Origin of the sequence: Halapricum salinum (assembly GCF_004799665.1) — an archaeon.
Lineage (GTDB): Archaea > Halobacteriota > Halobacteria > Halobacteriales > Haloarculaceae > Halapricum > Halapricum salinum.
Genome location: NZ_CP031310.1, coordinates 2362187 through 2377319, shown reverse-complemented (window position 1 = coordinate 2377319; position 15133 = coordinate 2362187). Strand labels below are relative to the sequence as shown.

Annotated in this window: 10 protein-coding genes; 5 read left to right on the top strand and 5 right to left on the bottom strand. The window is 63.6% G+C overall.

The annotated features are described in order from the left end of the window. The first annotated feature begins 74 nt into the window (after positions 1-74). Together DV733_RS11625 and DV733_RS11620 are read left to right on the top strand one after the other, a co-directional pair. Positions 75-1184, top strand: coding sequence for a pyridoxal-phosphate-dependent aminotransferase family protein (locus DV733_RS11625; protein ID WP_049995326.1), 1110 nt, complete (start codon positions 75-77; stop codon positions 1182-1184). A 134-nt stretch (positions 1185-1318) separates the two neighbouring features. Then, positions 1319-1867, top strand: coding sequence for a KH domain-containing protein (locus DV733_RS11620; protein WP_049994541.1), 549 nt, complete (start codon positions 1319-1321; stop codon positions 1865-1867). Between the two features lie 3 nt (positions 1868-1870). Here DV733_RS11620 and DV733_RS11615 read toward each other — a convergent pair whose 3' ends face one another. The 4 genes from DV733_RS11615 to DV733_RS11600 form a co-directional block, all read right to left on the bottom strand. Then, positions 1871-4027, bottom strand: a complete 2157-nt coding sequence (locus tag DV733_RS11615; RefSeq protein WP_049994542.1) for a PAS domain S-box protein — start codon at positions 4025-4027, stop codon at positions 1871-1873. Between the two features lie 8 nt (positions 4028-4035). Then, positions 4036-4467 carry a chemotaxis protein CheW gene (locus DV733_RS11610; protein WP_049994543.1) on the bottom strand — a complete coding sequence of 144 codons (432 nt, stop codon included), beginning with the start codon at positions 4465-4467 and terminating at the stop codon, positions 4036-4038. Beyond that, a complete protein-coding gene (locus DV733_RS11605) occupies positions 4467-6803 on the bottom strand; it encodes a methyl-accepting chemotaxis protein (RefSeq protein WP_136342339.1) in 2337 nt (778 codons plus the stop codon). The genes DV733_RS11610 and DV733_RS11605 overlap by 1 nt, the downstream gene beginning before the upstream one ends. Before the next feature lie 83 nt (positions 6804-6886). After that, the gene (locus DV733_RS11600) at positions 6887-10534 is read right to left on the bottom strand and encodes a PAS domain S-box protein (protein ID WP_049994544.1); all 3648 of its coding nucleotides are present in this window, start codon (positions 10532-10534) and stop codon (positions 6887-6889) included. Positions 10535-10818: 284 nt separating this feature from the next. Between DV733_RS11600 and DV733_RS11595 the strand changes: the two genes are divergently transcribed. Next, positions 10819-11805, top strand: a complete 987-nt coding sequence (locus tag DV733_RS11595; RefSeq protein ID WP_394346232.1) for an AAA family ATPase — start codon at positions 10819-10821, stop codon at positions 11803-11805. A gap of 131 nt (positions 11806-11936) precedes the next feature. Further along, on the top strand, positions 11937-13610 hold the full coding sequence (thsA, locus tag DV733_RS11590; protein ID WP_049995328.1) for a thermosome subunit alpha: 1674 nt from the start codon (positions 11937-11939) through the stop codon (positions 13608-13610). 203 nt (positions 13611-13813) lie between these two features. Here thsA and DV733_RS11585 read toward each other — a convergent pair whose 3' ends face one another. Beyond that, positions 13814-14047: a hypothetical protein gene (locus DV733_RS11585; protein WP_049994545.1), complete on the bottom strand. Its 234-nt coding sequence runs from the start codon at positions 14045-14047 to the stop codon at positions 13814-13816. A gap of 120 nt (positions 14048-14167) precedes the next feature. On the opposite strand from DV733_RS11585, the gene lipA reads away from it, so the two are divergent. Next, complete coding sequence (gene lipA / locus DV733_RS11580) at positions 14168-15100, top strand: lipoyl synthase (protein WP_049994546.1); 933 nt, start codon at positions 14168-14170, stop codon at positions 15098-15100. The last annotated feature ends 33 nt before the right edge of the window (positions 15101-15133 follow it).

Genomic DNA, 15133 nt, shown 5'->3' with positions numbered 1-15133 from the left:
CGGCCGAGCCTGCGAACGGCATCAAAACTCCCATGGCCCCCGCCCGCGGAGGACAGCACACACAGGTGGTTCCGGTGACGAAAAAACAGGAATACAAAGACCACTACCCGGAGAAGACGCTGTATATCCCCGGTCCGACAGAAGTCCGCGAGGACGTGATCGAGACGATGGCCCAGCCGATGTTCGGTCACCGCATGGACCGCATGACCGACCTCTACACGACAATTGTCGAGGACACCAAGACGTTTCTCGACACCCAACACGACGTCATCATCCTCACGGGGTCGGGCACGGAGTTCTGGGAGGCGTCGACCCTGAACCTCGTCGACGAGAACATCCTCGTGCCGACCTGCGGGAGCTTCAGCGAGCGCCACGCCAACGTCGCCGAACGCCTCGGCAAAGACGTCGACCGCCTGGAGTACGAGTGGGGCCGGGCCATCAAGCCCGAGGACATCCGCGAGCACCTCGAATCGACGGACAAACACTACGACGTCGTCGCCACGGTCATGAACGAGTCCTCGACCGGCGTGCGCAACCCCATCGAGGAGATCGGCGACGTCATCGCCGAGTACCCGGACACCTACTTCGTCGTCGACGCCGTCTCCGCGCTGGGTGGGGACTACGTCGACATCGACGAGCACGACATCGACGTGATCTTCACCTCGACCCAGAAGGCCTTCGCGATGCCGCCCGGCCTCGCCGTCTGTGTCGTCAGCGACGACGCCTACGACCGAGAGGTCGGCAAGGACTCGGCCTCGTGGTACGGCGGCTTCCAGCGCTGTCTGGACTACTACGACCGGAAGGGCCAGACCCACTCGACGCCCGCCATCCCGATCATGCTCGCCTATCACAAACAGATGAAACACATGCTCGAAGAAGGCCACGACGCCCGCGACCAGCGCCACCGCGAGATGACCGAGTACGTCCACGACTGGGCCCGCCAGCACTTCGACCTCTTCGCGGAGGAGGGATATCGCTCCCAGACTGTGTCCTGCATCGAGAACACCCAGGGGATCGACGTCGCCGCGACTATCGAACAGGTCGCAGAAGAGTACGACATGGTCTTTTCGAACGGCTACGGCTCCCAGCTGGGCGAGCAGACCTTCCGGATCGGCCACATGGGCGAGCACGACGTCGAGAGCGTCAAGGAGCTGACCGACGCCATCGAGGACGTCGCCCTGTAGTGCGACGCTGTCGAGGACGTCGCCCTGTAGCGCGACGCTGTCGAGGACGTCACCGACCGCTGAGCGGCCGTCCAGGAGGCCGTTCAGGCGGACAGTGCCGAACACTTATCCTATCCCATCGCATATTCTCGCGCATGCAACACGTGACGATTCCGCAGGATCGGATCGGCGTTCTGATCGGCGAAGGAGGTGAGACGATGCGCGAGATCGAAGAGCAGGCGGAGGTCCGCCTGGACATCGACAGCGAGACCGGCGCGGTCAAAGTCGAGTCCGTCGGCGACCCGGTGACGGCGCTGAAAGGCCCCGACATCGTGAAGGCGATCGGGCGCGGCTTCCACCCCGAGGACGCGCTCACGCTACTGGACGGCGAGCTTCGGCTGTTCGACCTGATCGACATCGACGAAGTCGCTCGCAACAAGAAAGATCTCAAGCGGATCAAGGGTCGGCTCATCGGCGAGAACGGGCGTACTCGGGAACTGATGGAAGAACTCTCGGGCGCGTCGGTCGCCATCTACGGTTCGACGTTCGGGATGATCGGCGAGCCCCAGCAGGTCGAGGCCGCCCGCGAAGCCGCCGAGATGATCATCGAAGGCGCACCTCACGGATCGGTCTACTCGTTCCTCGAACGCAAGCACAACGAGATGAAGCACAAGGGCATGGAGTACCACCAGTACACCGGGTAACGATCAGGTCCTGTCCGGTCGTGGTACTGCGACGGTCACGACGCTTCCCCGTGGTTCGTTTTCCGTGAACTCGAGTCTCCCGTCGCTCTCCTGGACGATCAAGTGAACTATCCACATCCCGATCCCCTGGCCGTGGTTCAGCGGCCCGATCTCTCTACGACCAGTCAGTACGTCCCGTTCCATCGCTGGGATCCCTGGCCCGTCATCGGCGACCGCCACCTGCGCCCAGTCGCCATCACAGGTCACGGTCACGGTGACAGTCGGAGAGTCACCGTCGGAGTGGACAATGGCGTTTTCGACGAGCTCCTCGACGGCTCGGTCGATCAAGTTGACCGCAACCGCGTTGCACTGTCCCGGACTGTCGACTGCAACCGCCGCATCCTCGTGGTTTCGTCGGGCCTGCTCGGCCACCGACACCGCTACCTGGGCGAGGTCGACCGTCCCGGCCGGCTCGGGTTCGGAGAGGAACTCGGTGATCTGTCGTTCCTTGTCGACGGTCTCGAGCACCGCGTCAGTCGTTCGGACGACCGTCTGTGCGTTCTCCGCGACACGCCCGGATCCTTCTGCTTCGATGGATTCAGCAACTCCTCGAATCACCTGAAAATGGTTCCGAAGGTTGTGTCGTAACACCCGCTCGATGACGCGGAACTGGCGTTGGTGTTTCTTTATATCCGTGACGTCTCGGCAGATCGCTAGCGTCCCGGCGGGGGTGCCGTCGTCGTCGTACTGTGGGTATCTGACCGTCGAAAACCGCCGCTCGCCGTTCCCGGGAAGTTCAGGTGACACCTCATAGGTGACGGGGTCGCCGCGTTCGAGCACACGTGATTTCATCGTCTGAATCTGTTCGGCGGTGGCGTCGTCCATGAACGCGAACTCGTCGGTGCCGATCAACTCGCCTCTCGATAGCCCGGCAAGCTCCGAGACCGCGTCGTTGACGACCTGGAACCGACCCGCCGAATCCTGAATCATGATCGGGTCGTCGATCCGCTCGACGATCGATTTGAACGTTCGGAGGTCGTCTTCCATCTCTTTTTTCGCGGTCACGTCGGACTGTATTGCGATAAATCCATGGACGGTACCGTCAGCTGTCACTGGAGCAATCGTTTGGTCGGCGTGGTAGATCTCGCCGTTTTTCCGCCGGTTCGTCACGGTTTCTTGCCACACGTCACCCGCCGTTATCGTCTCCCACAGGCCCTCGTAATACGACGACGGTGTCAGGCCGGAGTTGAGTAGCTGTGGCGTTTGACCCAGTGCCTCCCGCGCAGCGTAGCCGGTGATAGTCTCGAACGCGGCGTTGACGTACCTGATCGTCCCGTCGGGCGCCGTCATGTACACGGCGTGACCCGCGTCTTCGATCGCCTGCTGGAGTCGTTTCCCCGAACTCAGCGTTGGATCGGCAGCCGCCGGGGAGCGGTCGCGACAGATCAGGAGCGTCGCCGGCGCCCCGTCCCACTGAATCGACGCGGTCGTCACCTCCGCCACGAGGGAGCCGCAGCTCGGCCGAGTGATCGGAACGCCGCTCTCGTGTCGGTACGTATCGCCCTCAGCCCCGACCGAGAGGAGTTTCGGGTCGACGATGTCGTCCGGTTCAACGTCACTGAGCGTACAGTCGGCGACCCCGAGGAGATCGCACAGCTGTCCGTTCCAGTCCACGAACCGTCCGTCTCGGACGATGCCGAGCCCGTCGGGAGCGGTCTCGAGGACCGCCTCCAGCGACGGCCCAGCCGCTCCGACCGTTCGAGAGCGGCGATGGTACTGGTCGGCCATCTCGAGGAGTTCGATAACCTCGTTCCACCAGCCCTCGTGGTCCGCTTCGACGAGATATTCCGTCACGCCGGCCTGCCGTGCGCGATTGGCAGTCGTCTCGTCGTGGTCGCCCGTTACGAGAAAGACTGGAACTGCTGGCTCCTGAACGCGTACCGCTTCCAGAAAGGCAACCGCATCGGCATTCGGAAGCGGTTGCTCGCACACGATCGCCGAAACGTCGGCCCCACGTCGGAGTCGCTCCAGTGCGCCCGGGACCGACACGGTCGCGCCGCTCTCGATGGCCGGTACCTGACGTGTTGAGGCGAGCGGACGGTCGAGCGAACGCAGTTCCGACTCTACCCAGAGAAACACGTGCTCGGAAGACGGTTTCGGCTCCGTTGAGGCATCGGACATCGGGTCAGTCACGTGAGTTGGCCGTTGACACGCTCGGGGTCCACCCAGAGCGTGAACTCGTCTCCGTCTTTCAGGATACCCTCGATGTAGCGGTTGTCTTCGACGGCCTCGAGTTCCGGGTCCTCGAAGTCCCTGACGCGGTAGGCGTAATCGACGAGCCAGCCGACGCTGGTCTCGCCGTCGGTATCGAAGATGATCACCTGCTGATCGGTGTCCGTCTCGGGGAGCCCGAAGGTCACCTTCGGGTCGACGATCGTGGTCGTCTTGCCGCGGAGATCCATCACGCCCTCGACCATCGGGGGCATGTCCGGGACCGAACTGACTTCCTCTGGCTTGACGATCTCGTCGACCCACTCGATCCCGACACAGAAATCGTCCGCACCCAGTGCGAAGACGAGTGCCTGCTCGGGCATCTCGACAGTCGGTTCAGCGCTGGCCATCAGTGTTTCCTCCCGTTTGACTGCTCGTTGGGGGCGTTGATGTCGCGGCCACCGTCGGAGGAGGCCGTGAGTTTTGTCCCCGGTTCGATGGTTCTGGGGCCCGAGTCCTGTTCGTCGGCGGTGTCGGTCTGGACGGTCTCCGTCGATCGAACGTCACGCGAGTCGGTCCTATCGACGGTCGGCGACGACCGTCGCTGACCCGTCCCGTCGACCTCGAAGTCCGAAACCTCCTCGTGGAGGGTGTCGGCCAGTCCGGACAGTTGCTGGAGGTTCTGGGAAGCCTCCGACAGCGAGGAGGCCTGCTCTTCGGTTGCAGCCGAAACGTTACTCGCTTCCGCACTGGTCTGCTGGCTCACGCCCGAGACCTCGTCGACCATCGAGACAACCTCCTCGCTGGAGGCGGCCTGGTCGTCGGTCGCGTCGCTGATCTCTCGGATGCCGCCCTCGGCTTCGCTGACAGCATTGGCGATGTCGTCGAACATCTCGATCGCGTCCTCGATGGTTTCGGACCCGCTCTCGACGCGTTCTCGCATCTCCTCCATCTCGTCGACTGTCTCGTCGGTCGTCGACTGGATCTCCTCGATCCGGTCTTCGATCTCGGTGGTCGCCTGTCCGGCTTCCTCGGCGAGGGACTTGATCTCGCTGGCGACGACGCCGAAGCCCTCACCTGCTTCGCCCGCCCGCGCGGCCTCGATCGAGGCGTTCAGCGCGAGCATGTTGGTCTGCTCGGCGATCCCGGTGATCATGTCGACGATCTCCCCGATCTCGTCCATCTTGTCGTCGAGGGTCTGGACCTGGGCGGTCGCCTCCTGGGCCGTCTCCTCGATACTCTCGATCTCCTCGGAGGCCTCGGCCGCGTGATCGCGACCGGTTTCGCTCCGTTCGACGGCGGTCGTCGCGGTGGCGGCGACCTCTTCAGAGGAAGAGGCGATCTCCTCGACGGTCGCGGACATGTCGTTCATCTCGCTGGCGACCTCTTCGAGGTTCTCGCTCTGTAACTCGGCACCGTGTGAGATCTCCTCGACGGAGTTGGCCACCTCCTGGCTGGCGGCCTGGATCTCCTCGGTGCTGGCGGTCACTTCCTCGCTGGAGGCAGCGACCTCGTTGGCGATCGACTGGACGGAGTCGATGCTGTCGCCCAGCTGCTGGATGCCGGCCTGGAGGTCCGCGAGGGCATCGCCGTACTGGCCGGGCTTGTCAGTCTCCAGTCGCTGATCGAGGTCGCCGTCTTTGAGTCCGGCGCTCGCGTCGGCGATCTCGTCGAAACTCGCCGAGAGCGTCGTCATCCCATCGTCGAAGCGCTCGAGAATCTCGCCGTAGTTGCCCGGTCGGTCAGTGTCGATGTCCTGGTCGAGTCGCCCCTGTTTCAGGTCCTGGCTGGCCGTCCGGATCTCCTCGAAGCCGCCGACCATCTCGGTGGCACCGTTGTCCAGATTCGTCATGACCTCGCCGTACGTGCCGGGGAAGTCCGTCTTTCGTTCGCGGGTCTGGAGGGCGTCGTCACCGGCCGCGAGGTTGTTGCTGAAGACGTCGATCTCCTCGAACACCGTTCGGAGGTTGGCCTGCATCTCGCTGAATGCGTCAGTCATCCGACCGATTTCGTCGTTCTCGATGTGGTCGTCGACCTCGGTCGTCAGGTCGCCCTCGCTCATGGCGACCGACGCTTCCTCGAGTTGCTGGACCGGTTTCGTGATCCGACGGGCGACGAACAGCCCGATCGCGATCGCCGCGACGAACGCGGCGATGGTCAACCCGATGATGAGCAGGTGGCTCTCGTCGGTCGTCGCGTCGGCCGCGGCAACGGAGGCGGCCATCTTCTCGTCGGCGCTCTCCTCGAAGACGACCGTGTCCTCTTCGAGCTCGGCATAGGTCTCGTCAATCCCCGATATCTCGTCTCGAGCGAGTTGCTCGTTGCCAGCCTCCATGGCGGCGATCGCTTCTTCGGCTGTCTCGCCCGCTTGCTCGTGTTGCTGTTCCATCTCGGAGAGACGTTGTGTCTGTGCGTCCGTCAGGTCGTCACGTTCGGCCAGCGTCGAGTACCACTCCTCGAAATCCGCTGATGCAGCGCGGAACTCGTCGGCGGCATCCATATCACCAGCCAGCACCGCGAACAATGCCCGCCGCTCTTTTTCGAGGTCGTACTTCATCTCCATCGCCGCGTCCGCCTCCGCGACGTCGTCCTCGACGATCGAGTGGGTCTGAGCATCGACCGCCGAAACGCTGGTATACCCGAGGAAACCAGTCACTCCGACTAGTACCGCCACGAGCACGAACGCGAGTATCAGTTTGGGCCGCAGGTCGAATCGGTCGAGTTTGATGGTATCGATCAAGGACATTTCTGACTCTACACCCCAGCTATTGATTCGAAAGTATTGTGAGGATAATCGTTACACGCGTAACGCAGACGGGTTCGTTCGGGTTAAGCGTCTAACCCTCCATTATCAACCATGCTACTCGTCTCTGGGCGGAGGTACTGTTCGAACACTTTGCTGTGTGCGGCCTGGAGGTGTTTGTAGAGTGCCGGCCCGGAGATGTCGAACTCGGCCGCGAGCGCTTCGCCGGTCACGTTTCGGGGGACGTCGTAGTAGCCACTGTGGTACGCGGCGTTCAGGATTTCGTACTGGCGGTCGGTGAGCGCCTCGGCCGCCGGTTCGGTTTCGTAGACCCTCTGGCGCTGTGCGAGCAGGTCGATCTCCCGGTACTGTGTCGTCAGCGTATCGAACAGCGGGCGCGAGGAGACGCTCTCCGGGAGCGCGATCCGCAACCGAGTGCCCGTCTCCGTCGAGGCGGCCTCGAGAAGACGTCCACCGTGTTTCCCGACTTCCGAGGCCAGGAACGGCTCGGCGATGGTCAGACGGAGCTGTCGCGACGTGTCATCGCCGAACTGGCTGGCACCGGCGATGCTGGGGGTCGAGTCCGCCAACGCCAGCACCGACTGCGGGTCGCCCTCGGTGACGGTGACGAGCGTCCTGACCCCTCCGTCGACGGTTTCAGTGACCGTGTCGTACTCTATCCGGCTCCCAGTCTCTCTGGCGAGTCGCTGCAGCGGATAGGTCGGATCGTCGAGTTCGAACTCCAGTTCGACAAACGCCTGATCGGACGCGTAGCGCTGCTGCAAGACGCGACTGTAGGTCACCAGCAGCGATCCGACGTCGGTGACGAGATTCCGGTACTGCTCCTCGAAGGCCGCTTCCCGGCTGGAGTAGACCGTCAACACACCGTACAGCACGTCGTCGTAGATGAGCGGGACACTCAGCGCCGATCGGAAGTTCCGGGAGAGCGCTTCTTTGGCCCACTGCTCGTCCATGACCCGTTTCGGGATGCTGTCGACTGCGTAGGGCTCCCGCCGTGCTGCGGCATGCTCGGCCGGTAGTGTGGCCGCCCCAGTCGTCTGTAGCACCGAGTCGAGATAGTCCGGGCGCTCCCCAGTCCACGCCGTCGGGTCGAGATCGGTATCGCTGCCCTTCGGACGCCCGATCCAGGCGAAGTCGATGCTGTCGGTCTCGACCAGCTCTGTACAGACGCCCGTCTCGAGTTCGTCCCGGGTCTCGCTGTTAGCGACACGAGCCTGAATCGCCTGTACCGCGTCGATGACCCCCCGTAATTCCTCGAGCGTCTGCTGCTGTGTCTCGACTCGCTCGGCGAGGGTCTCCCGTTCCCGGTCGTGCTGGAGACTCTGGAAGATAGCCTCTGCGTTGGTCGCGAGCACCTCGAGGAGATCGCGATCGGCACCGTCGAACGATCGATCCCCGGCCGTCACCACGACGATCAGGCCGAAGTTCCCGATCGGAACGGCCAGACAGTGATCGCCGACGGTGCCGTCCGCGTCGAACAGTTCGAGCAGGAGTTCACCGCTAAATTGCACCGACTCGCCGTCCCGATACGCGTTCCAGAGCGGATTGTCACCGGGTTCGACCGGTCCCAGCTGCTCTATTCCCTGCTCGGGCAGTGCAGACGTCGCGACGGGTTGCAGGACGCCCTCTCCCTCGTCGAAGCGCTTGACGCTGACGTAGCTGAAATCGAACGCATGCTGGAGGAAGTCGACGACGAACGGCGAGATATCTGCCATCGAATCCGGCGGGTAGAACTCTCTCGACGCGGCGTGTAACTCCCGAAGGACCCGCTCCCGTTTCTGGAGAGACCGTTCGCGTTCTTTCTGTTCAGTGATGTCCTGAGAGACCCCCATCGCGGCGAACACGGACCCGTCGTCGGCGCGTACCGGGACGATACGGAACTGGTAGCATCGGTCGCCGACCTCCGTTTCGAACGAACACTGGTCGCCCTCGAGTGCGTCGGCGTACCGCGGGCGGAGTTCGGCGGCCATCTCGTCGGTGAGCACCTCCGCGAGCGGTTGGCCCGTGAGTTCCGTCTCCGCGTCCCAGGCTGCGTCGATCGGTGTCCCACCGACGGTGATATAGCGAAGCTCCTCGTCGACGAGGGCGACGGCCCCGTTCGGGAAGTGCTCGACGAGGGTCCGATATCGACTTCGTGACTTCTCCAGTTCCCGTTCGTATTCGACTCGTTCGGTGATGTCCTTCTGGAAGCCGACGTAGTTGATGAGTTCGCCGTGATCGTCGTGGACCGGTGCGATCTCGAGATGGTTCCAGAACGTGGTCCCGTCCTTCCTGTAGTTCTTGATCCCGACGGCCACGGGTTCTTCGGCGTCGATGCCCTCCCTGATCCTGGCGACTGTCTCCGGGTCGGTCTCCTCGCCCTGCATGAACCGACAGTTCCGACCGAGCACTTCCTCCCGATCGTATCCCGACGTCTCGAGGAACTGCTGGTTCGCATAGATGAGCGGATTGTCGTCTTGTTCCGGGTCCGTCATCGTGATGCCGATCGGCGCTGCCTCGATCGCTCGACTCTTTCGCTGGAGTTCCTGTTCGTGCTCTCTTCGTTCTGTGATGTCCTGGAACGTCCCGCGCGCGCCGACGACCTTCCCTTCGTCGTCGGTCCAGGGTTCCCCCCGCGTTCGGACCCACCGGACGGTGTCGTTGGCCGTCACGATGCGCAGTTCCATGTCGAAAGACTCCCCGGTCGAAACCAGCTCCTCGTAGGCCTGTTCAATCGTCTCACGGTCGTCGGGATGGTAGAACTCCATCCCCTCCGCTAGGATCGGGTCGTACTCGCTCGGTATCTCGTGGATCCGGTACACCTCGTCCGTCCAGCGCAGCGTCTCCGACCGGAGATCGACTTCCCAGCCACCGATGTTCGCGACCGACTGAACGCTGTCGAGGAACTCTCGATTACGCTCGAGCTCTCGCTCGTGTTCTTTCCGGTCGGTGATATCCTGTGTCATCCCGACTGCGGCGACGACAGACCCATCGGCGTCGTACACTGGAACGGTTCGGTGCAGGAGAGTAACTCCCTCGACAAGGGTTTCGGTGGCCGTTTCAGTGCCATCGAGCGCGTCCCTGTAGGACTGGACGAACACGTCCCGATCCCCGGATTCGAGGTCGCCGACGTGCGTATCGATCACGTCGTCAGGATCGCTCGGTAGTTTCTCGAACAACTGCCCACCGGCCAGTCGATACCGGAGATCAGTACCGACCAGCGTCACCGCACCGTTCGGGAAGTTTCCGACGACCGCTTCGGCGACGTGTTCTCGCAACGCCCCCTCGAACGTGATCTCGTCGGGCGTGGCTGCAGTGGGCCTCGATGATCCGGTCGCTGCCCTCCTGGCGTGCTCGACGGCCGCGCGAATCCGCCTGCGGAAGATCTCGGGGCGATCGCGGAGTGCCGATTGCCGGACGTACTCGGTCGCGCCCGCCGCGACGGCGTCGTCGGCGACCGTCGCCCGCTCGTCGGTGAGCACGAATACGACCGGGAGATCGGGATATGCCTCTCGGAGCCGTTCGATGATCTCCGTACCGCTCTCTGCCGGGTACTCCGAGAGAACACAGTCGATCGAACGCTCGTCGAGCAGAGAGCCCGTGTCCGTACCGCTATCGACGACGGTGAGATCGACGGCCGGATCTGCGGATTCGAGAGCGCACCGGACGTTCTCCGCCGACGTCTCAGTTCCCCTTATATAAACTATTTGGAGAGGCGACAGTACCGTTTCCATGGCTAGTTTAGACTAGCAGGAATGGTAGTGCTATGGTTGGTTCTCTCTAACTGGGAAAGGTCATTCAGAGATGATCTATAGGAGACAATCAAAGCTGCGTCAGACGCCTGTTCGACTCTTCTTTCGTCGATTTCGCTGCCTGTAGAGACGGAAAATATATCCGGCCGCACCGAAAACCCCAGTACAACCGATCGCATAGAGGGGAGACAGTGACCGAAAAATCCGATTCGGCCGTCAACGTGACCCGCGACGACGGCCAGCGCGTCGGCGACGTCGTCGAGCGCCTGCAGAAGCTCAAAGACGACGAGCAACGCCGCTCGGAGTCGCCCTCGGAGGGAGTACTGCTCGACCAGCTCAAAGAGGTCAAAGAGCGCTTGCTCTCCTTCGGCCAGGAGATCGGCGGCGATCCGGACGACGTAACCGACCTCCCCTTTACAGAGGAGGCCGGACTCTCGCGGATGCCCGAACCGCTGTACGTCCGTCACGACACCGAGATGCTCAACCAGGTGACCTCGTGGTTGCTGCAGGACCAGCACATCGGCCTCGTCAGTCCCTACGGAACCGGCAAGACGGCGTTCCGTGAGATCGTGCGTCGGGACCTGGGTAAACACGACGGCTACGTCCTCGCGTATCTTGACAACCCCCGCGAAACCACGCCCCGGAAGCTCTACGCGACGCTGTTGAACGCCGCGGCCGAGGCCGGCTACGAGATCGATCCCGAAGAGTACGAACAGGTTCGCGACGGCGTCCCGTGGGTGACCGAGGAGGCCAAAGCCGCCGTGCGGGACATCGTCACCGAGATTCGCGAGGAGGGCAAGACCCTCCTCCTGCTCGTCGACGAGATCGAGGTCCTCCCGGAGGGACTGCTCTCGACCTTGCAGGTGGCCGGTGACATGGGCGTCCGCCTCTTCTTGATGGGCACTCCTGAGGGCAAGCGTCGCGTCGCGGAGTTGCGCGGCACCCTCGGCTCCAGGCTCCGGTACTACGAGCGGATCGAGCCGTTCGAACCCTCGGATATCGCCGAGTACGTCGGCCGTTCGCTGGCGTACTTCCGCGAGGAGGAGTACGACGGCGAGTTCCCCGACCTCTTTACCAGGGAGGCGATCCGCGACATCCACGAGCGGACCGAGGGCAATCCTCGTGACGTTCGTATCGAGTGCCGGGAACTGTTCATCCGGGCGGCGTTCGTCTGGTACCGCACCGGCCAGGACATCGAGCGCATCCAGATCACCCCCGACCTCCGACATCGGCGATTCGGCATGGAATACTAATATTTAAAGGGCGGTGCGGTAGGCGTTCACACATCCCCGAGTAGCCACCCCGGGTTTCGACCTCTGTCGAGCTCCAACGAAAGCTTTATATAGAATCACATTCAATCCTCGCGATGACTATGGCTCAGCAGATGGGTAACCAGCCCCTCATCGTACTGTCCGAGGATTCCCAGCGGACATCCGGGAAAGACGCCCAGTCTATGAATATCACGGCCGGCAAGGCCGTCGCGGAATCCGTTCGGACCACGCTCGGTCCGAAGGGGATGGACAAGATGCTCGTCTCCGACGCGGGCGATGTCGTCGTCACGAACGACGGCGTCACCATCCTCGACGAGATGGACATCGAGCACCCCGCCGCGAACATGATCGTCGAGGTCGCCCAGACCCAGGAGGACGAAGTGGGCGACGGCACGACGACCTCCGTCGTCATCGCGGGTGAGCTCCTCGCGAAGGCCGAGGACCTCCTCGACCAGGATATCCACGCCACCATTCTCGCGCAGGGCTACCGCCAGGCCGCCGAGAAGGCCGAGGAGATCCTCGAAGACATCGCCATCGACGTCGACGAGGACGACACCGAGATCCTCGAATCCATCGCCGCGACGGCGATGACGGGCAAGGGTGCCGAGTCCGCCAAGGACACCCTCGCCTCGCTGCTGGTCGAGGCCGTCCAGTCGGTCGCCGACGACGAGGGTATCGACACGGACAACGTCAGCGTCGAGACCGTCGTCGGCGGCTCTATCGACGAGTCCGAACTCGTCGAGGGCGTCATCGTGGACAAAGAGCGCGTCCACGAGAACATGCCCTACAGCGTCGAGGACGCCAACATCGCGCTGCTGGACACCGCGATCGAGGTCAAAGAGACCGAACTCGACGCCGAGGTCAACGTCACCGACCCCGACCAGCTCCAGCAGTTCCTCGACCAGGAAGAGAAACAGCTCAAAGAGATGGTCGACAAGCTCAGCGAGGCCGGTGCGGACGTCGTCTTCTGCCAGAAGGGCATCGACGACATGGCCCAGCACTACCTCGCCCAGGAGGGCATCATCGCCGTCCGCCGCGCGAAGAAGTCCGACATCAAGGCCCTCTCGCGATCGACGGGTGCGCGGATCGTCTCCAACGTCGACGACATCACCGCCGAGGATCTCGGCTTCGCCGGCTCCGTTTCCCAGAAGGAAATCGCCGGTGACGAGCGCATCTTCGTCGAGGACGTCGAGGACGCCAAAGCGGTCACGCTCGTCCTGCGCGGCGGCACCGAGCACGTCGTCGACGAGGTCGAGCGCGCCGTCGAGGACGCGCTGGGCGTCGTCCGCGTGACCCTCGAAGACGGGCAGGTCGTGCCCGGCGGTGGCGCACCCGAGGCCGAGCTCTCGCTCGGTCTGCGTGACTACGCCGACTCCGTCGGCGGCCGCGAGCAGCTGGCCATCGAGGCCTTCGCCGACGCCATCGACGTCGTCCCGCGCACGCTCGCCGAGAACGCCGGGCTGGACCCGATCGACTCCCTCGTGGATCTGCGCAGCCAGCACGACAGCGGCGAGACCAGCGTCGGGCTGGACGCCTACACCGGCGACATCATCGACATGGAAGGCGAGGGCGTCGTCGAGCCCCTCCGCGTGAAGACCCAGGCTGTCGAGTCCGCGACCGAGGCCGCAGTCATGATCCTGCGCATCGACGACGTGATCGCCGCAGGCGACCTCAAAGGCGGCGGCTCCGACGACGACGAGGACGACGCCCCTGGCGGCCCCGGCGGCGGCATGGGCGGCATGGGCGGCGGCATGGGCGGTATGGGCGGTATGGGCGGCGCCATGTAAGCCACTTTTTCGGCTGTCGGGTCTCGCACTCGCGCCTGTCGGCGCGAGGCGGACCGCTCCAGCCGAAAAACTTGGGGAAAAAGGCCGCTCGCGTCCGGTCGGGCGCGAGCGGGTGCATTCCCTGTCGACCTACCGCACCGCAGCCGCACCGTATTTCGAACGACACGACGTTTTTTCGAGGACCGAGCCTGACCGTCGCTCTGTTAGTCCGTCGTGGGTAACTTCGCGCCACAGAACTCACAGTAGTCGTAGCCTCGTTCGTTGGCTTGGCCGCACGCCAGACAGGCGACCCAGGAGCTGGTGACGCGGCTGGCGTTGATCGGCTGGAGCTGGTCGACGATCGAGATATATTCGAGCAGGCGAAACGGGAGCCACCCAAGCAAGGCTGCCCAGACGAGGATGAGCGCGTACGCGAGGAGAGCTTCCCACAGCGCCATACCGGAACAGAGGCGCTGCTGACGGATAACCCATGGTACTCACTCACAAAGTATGCGAAGAGTGTTCGACGGCGAGCATCGGTCCGCAGACTTTTGTCCTCTTGGGCCCCAGACAGCGGTATGAGTCGGTCCCGGAAGCCGCGGTGGCTCAAGAGCCAGCCACCGACTGGCGAACGCTTCACCGAGATCAAGCAAACCCTCCGGGAGCACGACCTCCACACCGTCTGTGAGGAGGCCAACTGTCCGAATCTGGGTGAATGTTGGAGCGGTGCGGACGCGGGCGGCAGCGGCCCCGGCACGGCGACGTTCATGCTGATGGGCGATCGCTGCTCGCGCGGTTGCAACTTCTGTGACGTCGAGACCGGCGGGATGAACGCGCTCGATCCCGAGGAACCCCGGCAAGTCGCCGCGGCCGTCGCCGAGATCGGGCTGGACTACGTCGTCCTCACCTCCGTCGATCGCGACGATCTCGACGATCAGGGCGCGGGCCACTTCGCCGAGACGATCCGCGAGATCAAGCGACGCCAGCCCGAGACGCTCGTCGAAGCGCTGATCCCGGACTTCCAGGGTGAACCTGCCCTCGTGGGAAAGGTCGTCGACGCCGGGCCGGACGTGCTGGCGCACAACGTCGAGACCGTCGAACGCCTCCAGTGGCCCGTGCGGGATCGCCGGGCAGGCTACGAGCAGTCGCTGTCGGTACTGAGGCAGATCGCAAACGCGGATCCCTACGCCAAGACCAGCCTGATGCTCGGCGTCGGCGAGTACGACTACGAGATCTACCAGGCCCTGTCGGACCTCCGGGCGGTGGGCGTCGACATCGTCACGCTGGGCCAGTACCTCCAGCCCACCCGCTCACATCTCGAAGTCAGCGAGTACGTCCACCCCGACGCCTTCGACACCTGGCAGCGCGTCGCCGAAGACGAACTCGGCTTTGCCTACTGTGCCAGCGGCCCGCTGGTCCGCTCCTCCTATCGCGCCGGTGAACTGTTCGTCGAAGCGCTCCGGCGGGGTGACGACCCCGAGACTGCCCGCACCGCCGTCCGCGCCGAGTGACCACTTCAACCCGAGTGTTCTTCGAGAGACCGT

What these genes read in the sequence shown, in the direction of transcription:
- thsA (WP_049995328.1), top strand. Translation starts at nt 11,937, where the DNA reads ATGGGTAACCAGCCCCTCATCGTACTGTCCGAGGATTCCCAGCGGACA.
- DV733_RS11620 (WP_049994541.1), top strand. Translation starts at nt 1,319, where the DNA reads ATGCAACACGTGACGATTCCGCAGGATCGGATCGGCGTTCTGATCGGC.
- DV733_RS11585 (WP_049994545.1), bottom strand. Translation starts at nt 14,047, where the DNA reads ATGGCGCTGTGGGAAGCTCTCCTCGCGTACGCGCTCATCCTCGTCTGG.
- lipA (WP_049994546.1), top strand. Translation starts at nt 14,168, where the DNA reads ATGAGTCGGTCCCGGAAGCCGCGGTGGCTCAAGAGCCAGCCACCGACT.
- DV733_RS11605 (WP_136342339.1), bottom strand. Translation starts at nt 6,803, where the DNA reads ATGTCCTTGATCGATACCATCAAACTCGACCGATTCGACCTGCGGCCC.
- DV733_RS11600 (WP_049994544.1), bottom strand. Translation starts at nt 10,534, where the DNA reads ATGGAAACGGTACTGTCGCCTCTCCAAATAGTTTATATAAGGGGAACT.
- DV733_RS11610 (WP_049994543.1), bottom strand. Translation starts at nt 4,467, where the DNA reads ATGGCCAGCGCTGAACCGACTGTCGAGATGCCCGAGCAGGCACTCGTC.
- DV733_RS11615 (WP_049994542.1), bottom strand. Translation starts at nt 4,027, where the DNA reads ATGTCCGATGCCTCAACGGAGCCGAAACCGTCTTCCGAGCACGTGTTT.